At 65.0% G+C, this 15,973-nt stretch carries 21 protein-coding genes and 1 tRNA gene; 13 read left to right on the top strand and 9 right to left on the bottom strand.

Going from position 1 to position 15,973, the window contains the following annotated elements; genetic code table 11:
• Window positions 1-4: 4 nt before the first annotated feature.
• From IEV87_RS03295 to IEV87_RS03285, 3 genes are all read right to left on the bottom strand, one after another.
• Window positions 5-1,144: a zinc-binding dehydrogenase gene (locus tag IEV87_RS03295; protein WP_188476233.1), complete on the bottom strand. Its 1,140-nt coding sequence runs from the start codon at window positions 1,142-1,144 to the stop codon at window positions 5-7.
• 128 nt (window positions 1,145-1,272) lie between these two features.
• Window positions 1,273-2,859: an AMP-binding protein gene (locus tag IEV87_RS03290; protein WP_188476230.1), complete on the bottom strand. Its 1,587-nt coding sequence runs from the start codon at window positions 2,857-2,859 to the stop codon at window positions 1,273-1,275.
• A 141-nt stretch (window positions 2,860-3,000) separates the two neighbouring features.
• Window positions 3,001-3,522, bottom strand: a complete 522-nt coding sequence (locus tag IEV87_RS03285; RefSeq protein WP_188476228.1) for a hypothetical protein — start codon at window positions 3,520-3,522, stop codon at window positions 3,001-3,003.
• A gap of 181 nt (window positions 3,523-3,703) precedes the next feature.
• On the opposite strand from IEV87_RS03285, the gene IEV87_RS03280 reads away from it, so the two are divergent.
• The 7 genes from IEV87_RS03280 to IEV87_RS03250 all read left to right on the top strand — a co-directional run bounded on the left by IEV87_RS03280 (window position 3,704) and on the right by IEV87_RS03250 (window position 7,632).
• Window positions 3,704-4,897 carry a tyrosine-type recombinase/integrase gene (locus IEV87_RS03280; RefSeq protein ID WP_188476226.1) on the top strand — a complete coding sequence of 398 codons (1,194 nt, stop codon included), beginning with the start codon at window positions 3,704-3,706 and terminating at the stop codon, window positions 4,895-4,897.
• Window positions 4,898-4,899: 2 nt separating this feature from the next.
• On the top strand, window positions 4,900-5,478 hold the full coding sequence (locus IEV87_RS03275; protein WP_188476224.1) for a hypothetical protein: 579 nt from the start codon (window positions 4,900-4,902) through the stop codon (window positions 5,476-5,478).
• 71 nt (window positions 5,479-5,549) lie between these two features.
• A complete protein-coding gene (locus tag IEV87_RS03270) occupies window positions 5,550-5,720 on the top strand; it encodes a helix-turn-helix transcriptional regulator (RefSeq protein WP_188476223.1) in 171 nt (56 codons plus the stop codon).
• A gap of 111 nt (window positions 5,721-5,831) precedes the next feature.
• Entirely contained in the window at window positions 5,832-6,140 is a 309-nt protein-coding gene (locus IEV87_RS03265; RefSeq protein WP_188476221.1) for a winged helix domain-containing protein, read from the top strand.
• Between the two features lie 90 nt (window positions 6,141-6,230).
• Window positions 6,231-6,401 carry a hypothetical protein gene (locus IEV87_RS03260; RefSeq protein ID WP_188476219.1) on the top strand — a complete coding sequence of 57 codons (171 nt, stop codon included), beginning with the start codon at window positions 6,231-6,233 and terminating at the stop codon, window positions 6,399-6,401.
• Window positions 6,401-6,895 carry a hypothetical protein gene (locus IEV87_RS03255; protein WP_188476217.1) on the top strand — a complete coding sequence of 165 codons (495 nt, stop codon included), beginning with the start codon at window positions 6,401-6,403 and terminating at the stop codon, window positions 6,893-6,895. The genes IEV87_RS03260 and IEV87_RS03255 overlap by 1 nt, the downstream gene beginning before the upstream one ends.
• Window positions 6,896-7,020: 125 nt before the next feature.
• Window positions 7,021-7,632 (top strand): hypothetical protein, encoded by a 612-nt coding sequence (locus IEV87_RS03250; RefSeq protein ID WP_188476215.1) that lies wholly within the window; start codon window positions 7,021-7,023, stop codon window positions 7,630-7,632.
• 107 nt (window positions 7,633-7,739) lie between these two features.
• On the opposite strand, the gene IEV87_RS03245 is transcribed toward IEV87_RS03250, so the two are convergent.
• Window positions 7,740-7,815 (bottom strand) — tRNA-Thr (locus IEV87_RS03245).
• 36 nt (window positions 7,816-7,851) lie between these two features.
• Window positions 7,852-9,531, bottom strand: a complete 1,680-nt coding sequence (locus IEV87_RS03240) for an ABC transporter permease (protein WP_188476214.1) — start codon at window positions 9,529-9,531, stop codon at window positions 7,852-7,854.
• Window positions 9,532-9,625: 94 nt separating this feature from the next.
• Here IEV87_RS03240 and IEV87_RS03235 point away from each other — a divergent pair, with 94 nt between their 5' ends.
• Entirely contained in the window at window positions 9,626-10,501 is an 876-nt protein-coding gene (locus IEV87_RS03235) for a hypothetical protein (protein ID WP_188476212.1), read from the top strand.
• 7 nt (window positions 10,502-10,508) lie between these two features.
• On the opposite strand, the gene IEV87_RS03230 is transcribed toward IEV87_RS03235, so the two are convergent.
• The gene (locus IEV87_RS03230; protein WP_188476210.1) at window positions 10,509-11,063 is read right to left on the bottom strand and encodes an AAA family ATPase; all 555 of its coding nucleotides are present in this window, start codon (window positions 11,061-11,063) and stop codon (window positions 10,509-10,511) included.
• Between the two features lie 49 nt (window positions 11,064-11,112).
• A complete protein-coding gene (locus IEV87_RS03225) occupies window positions 11,113-11,388 on the bottom strand; it encodes a DUF2312 domain-containing protein (RefSeq protein WP_188476209.1) in 276 nt (91 codons plus the stop codon).
• Window positions 11,389-11,532: 144 nt separating this feature from the next.
• Here IEV87_RS03225 and IEV87_RS03220 point away from each other — a divergent pair, with 144 nt between their 5' ends.
• Window positions 11,533-11,748: a hypothetical protein gene (locus tag IEV87_RS03220; RefSeq protein ID WP_188476207.1), complete on the top strand. Its 216-nt coding sequence runs from the start codon at window positions 11,533-11,535 to the stop codon at window positions 11,746-11,748.
• Between the two features lie 25 nt (window positions 11,749-11,773).
• Here IEV87_RS03220 and IEV87_RS03215 read toward each other — a convergent pair whose 3' ends face one another.
• Complete coding sequence (locus tag IEV87_RS03215) at window positions 11,774-11,989, bottom strand: hypothetical protein (protein WP_188476205.1); 216 nt, start codon at window positions 11,987-11,989, stop codon at window positions 11,774-11,776.
• A gap of 293 nt (window positions 11,990-12,282) precedes the next feature.
• On the opposite strand from IEV87_RS03215, the gene IEV87_RS03210 reads away from it, so the two are divergent.
• The 4 genes from IEV87_RS03210 to IEV87_RS03195 are packed head-to-tail and all read left to right on the top strand — an operon-like array spanning window position 12,283 to window position 14,465.
• Complete coding sequence (locus tag IEV87_RS03210; RefSeq protein ID WP_188476204.1) at window positions 12,283-13,146, top strand: MBL fold metallo-hydrolase; 864 nt, start codon at window positions 12,283-12,285, stop codon at window positions 13,144-13,146.
• A 33-nt stretch (window positions 13,147-13,179) separates the two neighbouring features.
• Window positions 13,180-13,605: a YeeE/YedE family protein gene (locus IEV87_RS03205; protein ID WP_188476202.1), complete on the top strand. Its 426-nt coding sequence runs from the start codon at window positions 13,180-13,182 to the stop codon at window positions 13,603-13,605.
• Window positions 13,605-14,036 (top strand): DUF6691 family protein, encoded by a 432-nt coding sequence (locus IEV87_RS03200; protein ID WP_188476200.1) that lies wholly within the window; start codon window positions 13,605-13,607, stop codon window positions 14,034-14,036. The genes IEV87_RS03205 and IEV87_RS03200 overlap by 1 nt, the downstream gene beginning before the upstream one ends.
• 9 nt (window positions 14,037-14,045) lie before the next feature.
• Window positions 14,046-14,465 carry a TIGR01244 family sulfur transferase gene (locus IEV87_RS03195; RefSeq protein WP_188476199.1) on the top strand — a complete coding sequence of 140 codons (420 nt, stop codon included), beginning with the start codon at window positions 14,046-14,048 and terminating at the stop codon, window positions 14,463-14,465.
• A gap of 311 nt (window positions 14,466-14,776) precedes the next feature.
• Here IEV87_RS03195 and IEV87_RS03190 read toward each other — a convergent pair whose 3' ends face one another.
• Window positions 14,777-15,940 (bottom strand): FliM/FliN family flagellar motor switch protein, encoded by a 1,164-nt coding sequence (locus IEV87_RS03190; RefSeq protein WP_188476197.1) that lies wholly within the window; start codon window positions 15,938-15,940, stop codon window positions 14,777-14,779.
• Window positions 15,941-15,973: the final 33 nt, after the last annotated feature.

Genomic DNA, 15,973 nt, shown 5'->3' with positions numbered 1-15,973 from the left:
GCGATCAGCGCCCGTGCGGCGCGAGGATCTGGCGCAGCGCCGTACCCTCTGCCAGCCGGTCGAAGCCCGCGTTTATCCCGTCGAAGCCGAGGTATCCGTCGATCAGCTTGTCCACCGGCAGCGCGCCCGCGTGATACATCCGCAGGAAGCGTGGAATGTCGCGCACCGGGACCGAGGACCCCATGTAGGACCCGATCACCGCCTTTTCGTTGCTGACCAGATCGCCGTGGTCGAAGCCGAACTTTGCCCCCAGGGGCGACAGCCCGGCCGTGACCAGCCGACCGCCCCGGCGCAGGACGGAATAGGCGCCCTCCATTGCCTTCACGGCCCCGGCCAGTTCCACCGCCACGTCCACGCCGCCGCGCGTCAGGTCGGCGACCTTCGTGGCGAGCTCCGGATCGGCGGCGTCGAAGGCATGGGTCGCGCCCAGCTCCAGCGCCTTCTTGCGCTTCGCCTCTGTCAGGTCCACCGCGATGATCGTGCCCGCGCCGGAGGCCTTCGCCCCCATGACACCGCAGAGCCCGACACCGCCGAGGCCGAAGATCGCGACCGTCTCCCCCGCCTGGATCTTCGCCGTGTTCATCACCGCCCCGGTCCCGGTCATGACCGCGCAGCCAAAGACCGCCGCGTCCACCATGGAGATTGGGTCGTCCACCACCACGACAGATCCACGGTTCACCACGGCATATTCCGCGAAACAGGACACGCCGGTATGGTGCGCGATTTCCTCGCCGCCCGCGCCCCGGATGCGCCGCCCGCCAGAGAGCAGCTCTCCCTTCGCCCGCGCCGCCACGTTGGTCATGCAGATCTGCGGCCGCCCGGACTGGCACATGTCACAGCGCCCGCAGGAGGGGGCGAATTGGAATACCACCTTGTCGCCGACCTTGACGTCGTCGATGCCGGCGCCGATCTCGACCACCTCGCCTGCGCCCTCGTGGCCCATGACCATCGGCACCGTGCGCCCGCGCGACCCGTTGATCACCGACAGGTCGGAATGACAAAGCCCGCCGCCCATGACCTTGACCACCAGATCGCTCGGCTTCGGGGGTAGCAGCGTTACGGTTTCAAGCTGTAGGGGCGCGCTTTCCGCGTAGGGGGCGGCCTTGCCCAGCTCCCTCAGCACGATGGCCTTGCAGTCCAGCATCTCTCTATCTCCTCCGTCCGGCCGCGCGCGGCCCCGCTGTTACGAACAAACCTTAGACCCGGCGCATCGTCCGGCGCAATGGTATACCGTTTTCCGTGAATTGGTATACCAAACTGGGTCCAGCCGGGCTACCCCGAGCGCCGGTCCCGGGGCCGGCCTGCCCGGCGCCACGTGTCGCCGGTCACGCCCTGGCTGCGCATCACGTGCTTCTGCACCTTGCCGCTGGCCGTCTTCGGCAACTCCTCCATCACGCGGACAAATCCCGGCACCATGAAGCGCGGCACCCGCGGCTCCAGCCAGTCGATCAGCGCCGCCGGGTCGATCTGTCGCCCCGCGACCGGGGTCACCACGATCAGCACCTCGTCCTCCGTATGCTCGGACGGCACGGCGACGGCGGCACATTCCCGCACGTCCTCATGCGCCAGCACCTCCCCCTCCAGCGCGAAGGAGGAGATGTTCTCCCCCCGCCGCCGGATCACGTCCTTGGCGCGGTCGACGAAATAGAACGACCCGTCTGCATCCTGCCGGAAGCTGTCGCCGGTATGAAACCAACCGTTCCGCATCGCCTCTGCCGTGGCCTCGGGCCGGTTGAGATAGCCCTTCATCAGCGCCCAGGGACGCGAGGAGCGCAGCACCAGTTCCCCCGTCTCTCCGCGCGGCACTTCGATATCGTTCTGGTCCACCACGCGCGCTTCCATCCACGGGCGCAGACGACCCGCCAGACCCTTGGCGGTGATCCCCGGCCCGGCATGGAGGGGCGAGGAGATCTCGGTCATGTTGTAGACCGTGTAGACGTCCACGCCGAAACGGTCCGCAAAGGCGGGCCCGTCCTCTCCGAAGGGCACGATGAAAACATGGGTGAGCGGGTGGTCGCGGTCATCCGGCGCGGGCGGTGCCTTCAGCAGGAAGGCTGCCATCACGCCAAGCAGCAGGCCGAAGGTCGACCCGGTCTCGCGCACGGCGGGCCAGAACTGGTCGGTCTTGAATTCGGCCATCATCGCGATGGACAGCCCGCGGGCCAGCATCGCGTAGACGTAGAGCGTCGATCCGCAATGGAAGATCGGCCCGCAGATCATGCAGCGGTCGTCCGGCCCGACACAGTCGAAGGCATCCGGCCCCATGGTGTAAAGCTGCGTGTAACTCGACAGCACCCCCTTGGCCGCGCCCGTCGTGCCCGAGGTGTACATGATCGCCTGCGTGTCCCACGGTTCGATCGGGCGGTCGAGAGGGGGCGGGCCGGCCTCCTCCGGGTCCACGAGCAGCGCCGTACGGACCGGCAGTTCCGGCACGGTGTCGCCTTCGACGATCAGCACCGTCTCCACCGTCCCGCAATCAACCGAGGCGAGCCGCGCCGCGAGGTCCGGCCGCGCTACCAGAACCTTCGCCCCGGCGTCACGCAGGATATGCGCCAGCGCCCCGCCGACCAGCGCGGTGTTCATCGGCACGTAAACCGCGCCGAGCGTGTTGATCGCGAACCATGTCACCAGCAGATCCGGCCCGTTGCCGAGAAAGGTCAGGACCGGATCGCCCTGCCGCACCCCCGCCGCCCGCAGCGCCGCCGCACGGGCATGGACGCGCGACAGGGTATCGGCGTAACTCCATGTCTCGCCGCCATAAAACTGCACGAAGGGGGAGTCCCCCCGTTCGGCGGCATGGGTTTCCAGCATGTAGCGAAGGACCGCGCGGGTCCGGTCGAGCGCCGGCTCTGTCTGCATCTGTCCCGGCCCTCCCCCGGCCGTCGGCGGGAGAGTTCAATACTGCGGAAGAAATGTCCAGTGTGCGGAAATACTGGCGGGTATGGAGTGGTGAGGCCATTCGCTCACCGCTCGATCTTACTAGATGCCGTCAGATTCGGTTCATGGCAACACGCCGCCTCCATCACGCCACAAGTGAATTTCAGATCGCAGGCGTACAGCGGATCGCAACAATTCATCAGCTTCGGAAATGATATCTTTCACCTCGTCGCGCCTGAAGGATTGTTGGACCTCAAAGATGGTCTTGGAGCCTTCGATCCTACGAATGAAATAGTGAGCTGCCCCCAAGGTCCCAACTTTGTCTTCATCCCGGAAAAAAGCTCCGTGGGCGGCCAAGTTCCGAACCTCAGACATTCCATCCAATTTGTCGCATATCTCCAGAAAAGGGGTTCTCAACGCTTCCGGCAGTACCTTTGCGGACTCCCGGACGCGACTACGGAAAGACTTGGTGTTCAGCTTGATTTCGATGAATTTTCGGTGCTCGACGGCGCTGTCAGAGTCGAGGCCTTCCGCCGCCATCATACATTGCCAGACTGCCAATTCTGTATGAGCAGCGGTCTGCATGAAAACGCCTAGGTCCTGCAAGAATTCGGTTGGAAGCATTCTTGCGACAAGACTGGTCATTTGCCTACTCACAGTCTTTTGTTGGTGCCCCCACACGGCTTCCAATCCCTATATCTTGATGCCCCGCGCCGTACCGTCCGAAGGAGCATGTTCAACAATTTATAGCTTTCCCTGTTTCATGGTATTCCGCCGCGCCCCAAGATGCCCTATATATTGAGGGGGATTGAAAGGTGGATTGAGAATGACACGCGCCTTGAACCGGCTCAGCGCCGCAGCACTGAAAACCGCGCCAGTCGGCAAGCACGCGGATGGCGGCGGGCTGTGGTTCGTCAAGCGCCAGGATGGCGGTGCGCAATGGGTGCTTAGGGTCACAGCCCACGGCAAGCGCCGGGAAATGGGTCTAGGTGCATTCCCTGACGTTTCCCTGCGTGACGCGCGGGAGGCCGCCGACAAATGGCGGGCTGTCACCAGAAACGGCAAGAACCCGATCAAGGAGCGGCAGCGTGCGAAGCGCGAGGCCGCCCGCAACATGCATATGCTGGCGGATATTGCCCTTGATGCCTTTGAAAGCCGCAAGGCCGAACTGAAAGGCGACGGCAAGGCCGGGCGGTGGTTTTCCCCGCTGGAACTGCATGTGCTTCCCAAGCTGGGCAAGGTGCCAGTCGCGGAAATCGACCAGAGGGATATTCGCGACACTCTCGCGCCGATATGGCACGACAAGGCCGACACTGCAAAGAAGGCCATGAACCGCCTTAGCATCGTCATGCGTCACGCGGCTGCACTCGGGCTTGAGGTTGATCTACAGGCGACCGAAAAGGCCAAGGCGCTTCTCGGCAAGCAACGCCACACCGTCACCAACGTCCCGGCGATGAACTGGCGCGACGTGCCCGCCTTCTATCAGTCGCTCGGGGACAGTGTGACCGAACTCGCGTTGCGCTTATTGATCCTTACCGCTGTACGCTCCTACCCGATCAGGTTCATCCATGTAGATCAGATCGACGGGGACGTCTGGACCGTTCCCGCAGCGGCGATGAAGGGACGTCTCGGCGCGACAAGCGACTTTCGGGTGCCGCTATCGACCGAAGCACTTCGCGTCATTGCTGAGGCCCGCAAATTCGCCCGCGACGGCTTCCTGTTTCCCGGCCTGCGCAAGGGCGTTATTTCCGACATGACCATGACGGCGTTCATGGATCGGCGCGGACTGGCGGAGAGGCCGCACGGTTTCCGGTCGTCGTTTCGGGACTGTACGGCAGAGGCGACCAACACACCGCGTGAGGTTGCCGAAACCTGCCTTGGGCACGTTAGCGGCGGCGCGGTCGAGCGAGCGTATCGGCGTACCGATTACTTGGAACAAAGAACGGCAATCATGGGGCGTTGGAGCGCGTGGCTTACAGGGCTGACGGGTCACGTCCGGTTCATGGGAAGTCAACGTTAGATATGCAGGGTACGGAAATAACATTTAGCGGCGCCGTGGAAGCAATTCTAAATGATGAAGAATGCGCCCAAATGATGCACATTATTTCGGACCCTCGGTCGATAATGCCGCGAGCGCTTGCATTATCAAGAATGCATCAATTGCTTTTAAGGCCGACTGTAGATTTCCCAGCTAGAGATTTCTATAAACTGACCGAAGCGGCGCGGCATTCTTCATATGACTATGACGCACTAAACGACGCGCTGGCGATACGTCTGGAATTTGAAGGCGCCAGCATTTCCGAAGAAATGCGCACTTGGATTTCAGGCGTCCTGAGCCGCAAAAATCTAAGACCGCAAGCACGCGGCGGACGCGACAAAAACTCGGGGTTTATAAAGAGGTCTCTCACCGCACTAATGGTTTATCGTGCCGCAAAGCACGGGTTGAGACCCACGCGCAGCCTTGTTTCGCCGGCCTACAGTGCGTGCGATGCGGTCGTGGCCGCATTGGCAAGGTTCGGTCATTACGTTACCTACGACTCCGTTGCCAAGTCTTGGACAACTCACGCACAGGACTGGATGCGCGAAGAATTGGAACCTTGATACAAGCAATAGTCTTTCGACCCGTTCACGTTCCTCCCCTAGGTTGCCCTTGATCACCAAGGAGCACCAACATGACTTTCCTCACCTTCGCAGACCTTCGGGCAAAACTCGGCAATCGCGGCAGAACGACAATTTACCGTGACGTCGAACTCGGGCGATTGCCCAAACCCCGGAAAATCGGATCGCGCCTGTATTGGGTCGAGTCCGAAATCGACGCGGCAATGGCCGCAGCGGCTGAATAAGACCCGCCGCCCCCAACGCAAATGCGCTGGGCGGTGGCAACGGGAATGTTCGTGGTGGAACACCCAAACCATACGCCCAGTGCCTCACCTTCACAAGAGAGGCCCTGACAAATGGCTGAGACTTTCAACTGGGGCGACACGTCCTTCACCATCATCAACGGCGACCAGAGCGTCACCCGCATCACCCTCAAAGGCCGCGACCTATGGGCACTTCTAAACCTGATCGACGCCGGCCCGAAGGGATGCACTCCCATCGACACGCCCGCGCCCAGATGGTCCGCCTACGTGTTCAATCTGCGGCAGGTCGGATTTCATATCGAGACCGTCACCGAACCTCATGGCGGCGCGTTCAGCGGCACGCATGGTCGCTACGTCCTGCATTCCAAAGTCGTGCCGGGTCACGTTGGGGGGCAGTCATGAACGCCGCCCTCCTGCGCCGCCTCCGGCACCGCTACGCCCTGACTGAAACACAGGCCCTGCTGATCTGGGTTCTTCACTATGGGGGCCGCAATGACTGATCCGCTCGCCCGCCTCGACCGCATCAACGGCAAATGGCAGGTGTTTACCCGCAAAGGCGCTGACGGGGCTGCGCAAGCCGCCTGGCTGTCGCTGGGCGGGTGCCCCGACCAATACACCGCAGTCCGCGTCTGGCTCGCCTGTCTGGCTCAGGGAAAGCACTGATGACCCGGAGACCCTACAAGCATCACAAGAAGGGGGCTGGGCGTCACGTCCAGCTTTCCGAATACCTTCAGGCCACCGCAGCTTGGGCGGACTTGAAGCCGGGGCCAAGGGCACTCTACATCGCCGTTAAGCGCCGTTTCAACGGGTCCAATAACGGACGGATCGTGTTGAGCCATAGAGAAGCTGCGTTGGCGCTGAACGTGCACCGCAACACGGTCGGGCCGTACTTTCAGGAACTGATAGAACACGGCTTTATCAGGGTAATCCAAGGGCCGTATCTGGGGCCGGAAGGCATCGGCAAATCCGCGCTGCTGGCGCTGACTGAACTGCCAACCCACGACGGGCACTCCGCCACGAGGGATTTTCTGGGCTGGACCAAGCCGAAGAAGCCCCGCACAAATTCCGTATCCGGGCGTCACAAAAATCAGGACGTTCCGTTAAATAGCGGTGGAAAACGGGTGAACACTGTCCTGAAAATTGTGCCGCCAACGTGAATTGCCGAATGTCACCGATGCACAGTTTTCAGGACATATCTACATCTGACCATGGGGAGTGGGCGTGTTCGGGCGAACCGACACGCCCGGCTTTCCAGATGATTTCGGCAGAAACGGAGAACTAGATGGGTGGATCAGGCAGCGGACGCTACGCGGGGTATTCCTCCCGAAGCACGACCGACGACTACCGAAAGATTGATGTTCGCCGTTGGGCGCGAGAGGGGTTTCTGGAACCGGGGCAACACTTCGCATGGAAATGGAGCGTCCGAGAGGAAACCGTCGCCTCGATCCGGGCGATTTCAGAGCGCGGTGCAGTTCGCCTGATCTACCGCACCCGTCAGGGCGGCGACGACTGGCACGACATGGACTATCGCGTCCGCCTCGACTGGACGCCCTGCAACTTCGGTAACTCTCGCGATTGGTTCCTGTGCCCTTCCGCAGGATGCGAACGCCGGGTCGCCGTCCTATTCGGAGGTTCAGTGTTCGCGTGCCGAACCTGCCACCGTTTGTCCTACGCTTCGCAGCGCGAGGACGCCCTTTCGCGGATGCTGCGGAAATCGCGAAAACTGGAAACCCGCCTCGGATGGGATGATTTCTACGGCAGAAAGCCCAAGGGAATGCACTGGCGGACCTTCGCGACGTTGGTCGAACAACACGACATGTCCGAGATTGCGCAAGCGCAAGAATTTCACAGGAGGTTTGGCCTGTCCGGCACTCTCGGAAAAGGTTTTCCGTAAGTCTAGTCGTATCCAGCCCTCAGACAGCAAAGGGTGTACGAAAAGGGGGATCAGCCCGGACTTAAAGTCGAAAATGTTAACAAGATCAAAGACTTCTGCCGATAAAATGGTGCCCCCACACGGACTCGAACCGCGGACCCACTGATTACAAATCAGTTGCTCTACCAGCTGAGCTATAGGGGCATGCCGGCGCGTGTCTACGCGTTCGCCCCCTTCGGATCAAGCGCTTTCGCCGGCCCGGCTGGCGCGCGCCAGCAGCGCCACCGCGACCAGTCCGACCAGCATGATCAGAACCGCCCCCGGCGCCGCCGTTCCCAGCTTTTCAAGGCTGGCCTGTTCGTGCACCCGCGTCGCCAGCGTGTCGTAGTTGAACGGGCGCAGCAGCAGCGTCGCTGGCAGTTCCTTTACGCAGTCGACGAAGACCAGCAGCAGCGCGGAGGCGAGCGAGCCGCGCATCAGCGGCGCGTAGACCTGCGCCAGAACCGACCTCCGGCTGCGGCCGAGAGAGCGCGCCGCCATGGGCAGCGACGGCGACACCCGTCCGAAGGCCCCGTCCGCCGCCCCCTGCGCGATGGCGAAGAAACGCACCCCGTAGGCCAGCACCAGCGCGAAAGCGGACCCGGTCAGCACCAGCCCGATATCACGCCCCGTCACCGCGAGGATCCCGTCCGCCAGCCCGTGATCAAGCCGCGCGAGCGGGATCAGGATGCCGACGCCCAGCACCGCGCCGGGCGCGGCATAACCGATGGTCGTCACCGGCATCAGCTGGCGCGGCAGCAGCCGGCCGGACAGCCGGACCCCGTAGACCAGGAAGACCGCCGCGCATACCGTGACGAGCGATGCGATGCCGCCAACCGCCAGCGTGTGCCAGAGCGCGCGCAGCAGGGCCGGTTCGATCCAGCCCTCCACATGGCCGACGGCATGCGACAGGATCACGCCCGCCGGAAGCACGAAGCCGAACAGCACCGGGATCAGGCACAGCCCCGCCGCCACCAGCCCGCGGCCCCCGTGCAGGCGGCGCTGCGTCACCGGTCGGTGACGGTTGGAGAGGGTGTAGAAGCGCGACCGGCGGCGCGACAGCTTTTCGAGCAGCACAAGCGTCACCACCAGCGCCAGCACCACGCAGGCGATCTGCGCCGCGCCCTCGGCGGAATTGCCCTCAAGCCACGTCGTGAAGATCCCGGTCGTGAGCGTCTGAACCGCGAAATAATCCACCGTCCCGAAATCGTTCACGGACTCCATCATGACGATGGCCACCCCGGCGGCGATGGCGGGGCGCGCCAGCGGCAGGCCGACCCGGCGGAACCGGGCGAAGGGACCGACGCCAAGCGACATCGCAACCTCCTCCCCTCCGCCGGATTGTTCGCGCAACGCCGCGCGGGTCAGCAGGTAGACATAAGGATAAAGCGCCGCCGACAGCACCAGCACCGCCGCGCCAAGCGAGCGTATCTCGGGGAACCAGTAATCCCGCGCCGACCGCCAGCCCATCAGGTCGCGCAGGAAGGTCTGCACCGGCCCCGCGTATTCCAGGAAATCCACCAGGGCGTAGGCCCCCACGTAGGCTGGAACCGCCAGCGGCATCAGCAGCGCCCATTCGATCCAGCCCGAGCCCGGGAACCTGTAACGCGCCACCAGCCAGGCCGCCCCCGTGCCGACCATCGCCGTCAGCAGCCCCACCCCCGTCATCAGGAAGAGCGTCGTGCGCAGATAGCGCGGCAGCGTCGTCGACCAGAGCTGCGACCAGGTCGCCCCGCCGTCCCCGCCGGGCGCGAGCGCGATCCAGACCACGGCCACGATCGGCCCGACCACGATCAGCGCGATCAGCGCCGCGCCAAGCGACCAGGCAGAGGGTCCGCGGCGGCGTGCCGCACCAACCGGAGGCAGGGAGAGTGTCGTCATGAACCTTCTGTTGCCCGAAACGGGTTTTACTGTCCAGACGAACCCCTGTATCCCTCAACCCGACCCGATGGCGGGCACAAAGGAGGACCGGCCCATGAAGATCGCCCTTCATGTAGGCGCACATTGCACGGACGAAGGCCGGCTGGCCCGCACCCTGGCACGCAACCGCGACGACCTGCTGGCGCGGCGCGTCTCTGTCCCGCCGCCGGGCAACTACAAGGTCCTCCTGCGCGAGGCGCTGCATGCGCTCGACCGGGGCGAACCTTCGGCCGAGGCGAAGGAGGTCCTGCTCGACACCATCCTGCAGGCGGACGAGGCGGATCACGTGATCCTGCTCAACGACAATTTCTTCGGCACGCCGCGCATGGCGATGAAGGCCGGACAATTCTACCCGATTGCCGAACAGCGGCTGGCCGACATGCGCCAGCTGTTCCCCGATTGCGAGATCGGCATCTTCCTGGCGATCCGCGATCCCGGCACCTTTGTTCCGGCGGTGCATGCCCAGGCCTCCGGCACCACGCTGGATCAGGTGCTGAACGGCACCGATCCCGGCACCCTGCGTTGGTCGGACCTGGTGCGCCGGATGCGCCAGATCGCGCCGGACATGCCGGTCACCGTCTGGTGCAACGAGGATTCACCGCTGATCTACGGCGAAATCGTCCGCGCCATGGCCGGGCTTGAAGAAGGGGCGAAGATCAAGGGCGCCTTCGATCTGCTAGGCGAGATCATGAACCCCGAGGGCATGAAACGCTTCCGCGCCTATTTCGCCGCCAACCCGACGATGACCGAAAGCCAGAAGCGCCGCGCGATGGCCGCCTTCCTTGACAAATACGCCATCGAGGACGCGGTGGAAGAGGACCTGCCGCTTCCCCCCTGGCCGATCGACGTCTTTGAATACCTCACCGACGCCTATGAGGAGGACGCGGAGGCCATCGCCGCGCTCGATGGCGTTACCATGCTGACGAGCTGAGCACGGATCACCCCGCCAGCAGCCGCGCCGCCTCCGCCCTCGACCGGATCAGTGCTACCGGGACGCGCGGCCCGTGCCGGTCGATCTGCGCCACGAAGCGCGGGGCGGACCGGCGTTCGAAATGCCATATGTAGCCGAGGAATGCGCGGTCGGGCAGCGGTTCCGGGCAACCCTCCGCCATCGCCACCCGCACCCGGCCATGGTTGCGCGCGACCCGTAGGGCGAGGTTGACCAGCGCCACCCGCCGCGGCACCCGTACCCAGAGGATCAGGTCCGCCCGTGGCACCCGCAGGTCAATGCCCGTCGGTCCCGACCGGTCCATGATCCAGCGCTCCGCCGCGACCAGCCGGGTCAGGATCGCCCGTTGTTCGCCCCTGTCGCGCGCTTGCCATCCCGGCAGCCAGCGCATGTCCCGGTCGATGGAGAGATATGGCAGAGCGAACCGTTCAGAGAGCCGCAGAGACAGCGTGGTCTTCCCGCCGCCCGAACAGCCGATCACCATGACCCGTCGACACCCCGGCAACAGCCCCGCGGCCTCGGCGACGGAGATATAGCTGGGCATCCGGCCTCCGCTCCCTCGCGTTCGGGACAGCGTCGGGCCGGACCGGCCCTCAGCTCATGCCAAGCGCTTCCTTGTACATCTCCAGCACCGCCTCTTCCTCGGCGATGTCATCCTTGTCGCGCTTGCGCAGGGAAATCACCTTGCGCATGACCTTGGTGTCGTAGCCGCGCCCCTTCGCCTCGGCCATGACTTCCTTGATCTGCTCGCCGATGTCCTTCTTCTCGGCTTCCAGACGCTCAACCCGCTCGATGAACTGGCGCAGTTCGTTGGCGGTGACGCGGTAGTTGGCGTCTCCGGATTCGATCACGTCGGGGGTATCGGTCATGCCCTCATGCTCCTGCTCTGTCATGCGCCCCGGTGCGGGGGCCGGCCCTGTCGCGGCCTGACTAGCGCCCCCGCCGGGGCTTGGCAAGAAGTCGGCGATGGCTTAGGCGGGGCGGGACCTGACGGCACCAATGAGGGCGAGACGATGGACATCCTGATCTGGATCGGCGCGGCGGTCTCCGTCCTCGGCCTTCTGGGGCTGGGCTATTGCATCCTGCGGGTGCTCAGGGCCAAGCGCGCGGGGCTGGAGGACGCGGAGATGCGCGCCGAGGTCGCAAGGGTCGTCCCCCTGAACCTCGCCGCGCTGTTCCTTTCGGTCATCGGACTGATGATCGTGATCCTCGGAATCTTCTTCGGCTGACCCCGCGCCGCCGCGCGACGGTGGATCAGACCGGCATGTTCTCGTACCGGGCCTCGACGATTTCGCTGGTCAGTTCGTCCAGCAGGCGGCGCAGCGACACCGGGGCGGCACGGCCCGACCGGGAATAGGCCGCCATGATATCGTGCAGCCGGCCGAGGTGCAGATGACGCGACCCCGGTGCCTGGGTGGCAATGGCGTCGATCAGGTCGTGTGTTTCCTGTTCAAGCTCATCAACGGTCATGTGTCGGTCTCCTCCCGATATCCGTGCGCCGTGACCGGGCCATGGCCCGATCGCCTTGCCGGTTCCTGTCCCCAACAGGATCCCGGCTGTGCCTAGGAAATCCGCCGGCCCGTTCCTCCCCCGGTCCGGCGTCATTCAACCAACATACCCCGACCGGTCGCAAAATCAAACGAACCTTTGCCTCAAATGCGACGCATCAGCGGATTCCGCCCGTCCTGCCCCTGCCCCGCATGCCCCCTCTTGAAATACATTCCAAAAGCTGTATATGTATAACCAACCACGAGGAGATGCCCATGTCACCCGAAGTCACCGCCTTTTTCGACGAAGCCACCAACACCATTTCCTACGTCGTCCGCGACCCGAAGGGCAGCGCCTGCGCCGTTGTCGATTCCGTGCTGGATTTCGACTATGCCTCGGGCCGCACCGACACCCGCTCCGCCGATGCGATCATCGGGTTCGTGCGGGAAAAGGGCTATGAGGTTCAGTGGCTTCTGGAAACCCACGTCCATGCCGACCACCTCTCCGCCGCGCCCTATATCCAGCAGGAACTGGGCGGCAGGATCGGGATCGGGGACAACATCCGCATCGTGCAGGACACCTTCGGAAAGGTCTTCAACGAAGGCACCGAATTCCAGCGCGACGGGTCCCAGTTCGACCAGCTGTTCCACGAGGGCGACTCGGTCCACATCGGCCAGCTGAGGGTCGACGTCCTGCACACCCCCGGCCACACGCCGGCCTGCCTGACCTACGTGATCGGCGATGCCGCATTCGTGGGCGACACCCTGTTCATGCCGGATTTTGGCACCGCGCGCTGCGACTTTCCCGGCGGCTCGTCCGAGACGCTCTTCGCCTCCATCCAGAAGATCCTCGCCCTGCCCGACGAAACCCGGATATTCGTCGGCCACGACTACAAGGCGCCGGGCCGCGACGACTATGCCTGGGAAACCACGGTCGGCGAACAGAAGGCGCTGAACGTGCATGTCGGCAGCGGCAAGTCGGCGGAGGATTTCGTGAAGATGCGCGACGCCCGCGACGCGACGCTGGCGATGCCCAAACTCATCATCCCCTCGCTTCAGGTCAACATGCGGGCCGGCCAGATGCCGCCCGCCGACGAACAGGGCAACGTCTATCTCAAGGTGCCGGTCAACAAGCTCTGAATGGGCCGTGACCGGCCGGAAAGGGAACCGAACATGCAAATCGACTGGATCATGGGCCTGATCGGAGGCCTGCTGATCGGCTCCGCCGGTGCCGTCCTGCTGCTTGGCAACGGAAAGATCATGGGGGCGAGCGGGATCATCGGCGGGCTGGTCGACGGCTCAGCCCGATCCGAGGCGCGCGAGCGGCTGGTTTTCCTCGCCGGGGTGCTGGTGATGCCGCTTCTGCTGATCCCCTTCGCCGGCACGCCCGACACCAACGCCACCTCCAACCTCGCCGTGCTGGCCGCCGCCGGGCTGCTGGTCGGCACGGGTACGCGGATCGCCAACGGCTGTACCTCCGGCCACGGGGTCTGCGGAATCTCGCGGCTGTCGCTGCGCGGGATCGTGGCGACGGTCTTCTACATCCTCGCGGGCGGGCTCACCATCGTCCTGTTCCGCCACATCTTCGGAGTCATCTGATGCGGCTCGTCATCTCTCTCCTCTCCGGCGCGCTGTTCGGCGCCGGGCTCTACCTTTCGGGCATGACCGACACGACCAAGGTGCAGGGCTGGCTGGACGTCTTCGGCCAGTGGGACCCGACGCTTGCCTTCGTGATGGGCGGTGCGATCCTGCCCATGGCCGTCGCCTGGCAGCTGACGCGCGGGCGCAGGCCACTGTCCGGCGGTACCTTCCCGACCCCCGCCCGGCCCGAGATCGACCGCCGCCTCGTCATCGGCTCGACACTCTTCGGAATGGGCTGGGGGCTGGCCGGGCTCTGCCCCGGTCCGGCCATCGCCTCGCTCACCTTCGGCGGGCTTCCGGGACTGGTCTTTGCCGCGTTCATGATCGGCGGAATGCTTCTGGCCCCCGGTCTCAAGGCGCGGCTGGACAGGGCGGTTCCGGCAGAATAAGCCTTGGCCATGCAGATACGCCCCGTCACCCCGACCTATGCCGTCTCGCCGCAGATCGCGCCCGAAGACATGAGTGCCATCCGCGATGCCGGCTATGTCGCCGTCATCTGCAACCGCCCGGACGAGGAGAACCCGCCGGAATGGCAGGCCGCCGCGATGGAACAGGCCGCCCGTGCCGCCGGGCTGGGGTTCACCGCGATCCCGCTGACGCATCAGACCATGACGCCGGACAACATCGCCCGGCAGAACGCGGCCATCGAAGCGGCCGGGGGGCCGGTGCTGGCCTATTGCGCATCCGGCACCCGCTGCACGGTGATCTGGTCCCTGGCCCGCGCCGAAGAAGGCATGCCGGCGGACGAGATCCTGAAGACCGCCGCCGACGCGGGCTATGACCTGTCCGGCCTGCGCCCCCGGCTGGAGCAGCGCTAGGACCTCGCCGATCAGGTCCATTCGGCCCGGACGGCTGGACACGAGGGGCGGTCTTTCCGCCCCTTTTTGTGGCTCGCAAGCCTCGTCGGCCCTCTGCTGCTCCCCTGACGGCGCGCCCCGGAAAACGCGGCCGGATCGTCCCGAATGCAAAGCCTGTGCGCGGCCAACCCGCTCTGTTCCCGAGGCCGCGTCCCTGCCCGTTACCCGGGCGCGACCATCCAGAACCGGCTGCCGAGCAACGAAACGTCGCCAGTTCTATGCCCTTTGCACATCCAGCAGCGTCCTGCGCCCCCGGCTCAGACGCCGCCCATTCACCCTATATCCGGCAGGCCCGCCATCGGCAGAGGTGGCAAGCCGTCCACGTCCTCCTCATCCTCGACCAGTCCCGGCAGATCGCCGATAGCGGAGAGATCGCCAAGCAGGTCGAGTTCCCCGTCCGTGTCGGTCGCGACACCGTCCGCCTCCCCGGCATCCGTGTCTGGCATCGGCAGCGGTATCGGCGGCGTGATCTCGGCCGGCGGCGCGACCTCCGGCGCCACGCCGCGTTCCATAGGTACGGTGTCGGACAGCCCCGCGCGCGCGCTGTCGGGCAGGTCCTCCCGCCCGGCACCCGCTTGCTCCGGCAGGCAGATCCGCACCGCCCGCATCCCGTTCACCTGCCCAAGGCGGCCGGAGACCGGAACCGCCCGCTGCCCGACCTCCAGGCACAGCCGCGTCAGCGCCTCTCGCGGGATCGGGAGCATATCGCCGGGGCGGAGGGCGCTGACAGATGACAGGGGCATGGCCAGGCGATGCAGGACGGCCCGCAGTTCTGCCGGGGCGCTGCGCACCTGGGTTTCCAGATTGCCCCGCCGCGGCCCCGCAGGCCCGGGCGGATCGGGCAGCGCCTCCGCCACCGGGAACATCAGGATCGCGTCGCCCTCACGGACCCCGGAAAGATCAAGCGTGAACCGGAAGACGATGAAATCACTGGCCTTCAGCGCCAGTGACAACATGCGCGGAGACTCGATCATCGACCCGAAGCGGAACCCGGAAATCGCGCCGTCGACCCGCGCCTCTGCCAGCAGACCATCAAACCGGTCCAATGTCGCATCCAGCAGCGGGGCGAGGATCGCGGCGTCCGTCCGGGTCAGGCGGCGCGGGTCGGGCGCGCTGGCCGACACGCGGCCCACGGTCTGCGATTCGACCAGCCCGGCGACGACCGGGTAGGCCAGCCAAGCCGCACCGATCGCGCCTTCCGGTCCGTCGAGCAGGACGATCAACCCGTCGTCTGCCAGACCGGAAACCAGCGCGTCCTGCGTTTCCTCTGCCTGCGCGATGCCGCTGGCGGCGACGGCAAGGTCCCAGAGGTCATCCGCCGCGCGCGCCAGCGACAGGCGCAGCGCCTTGGCGGGCGACATGCCGCGCGCCTGCCAGACTTCCTTGGCCGCAACGGTCTTGCGACGCAGAACTGCGTTTGGGCCTGGGTTCTCCATCGCCTCCGACACCGAAATACCCGCTCACTGGGC

The organism is Primorskyibacter flagellatus (assembly GCF_014638275.1).
Lineage (GTDB): Bacteria > Pseudomonadota > Alphaproteobacteria > Rhodobacterales > Rhodobacteraceae > Pseudooceanicola > Pseudooceanicola flagellatus_A.
Note: the sequence above shows the minus strand (reverse complement) of the source record. Positions and strands in the feature narration are given on the sequence as shown.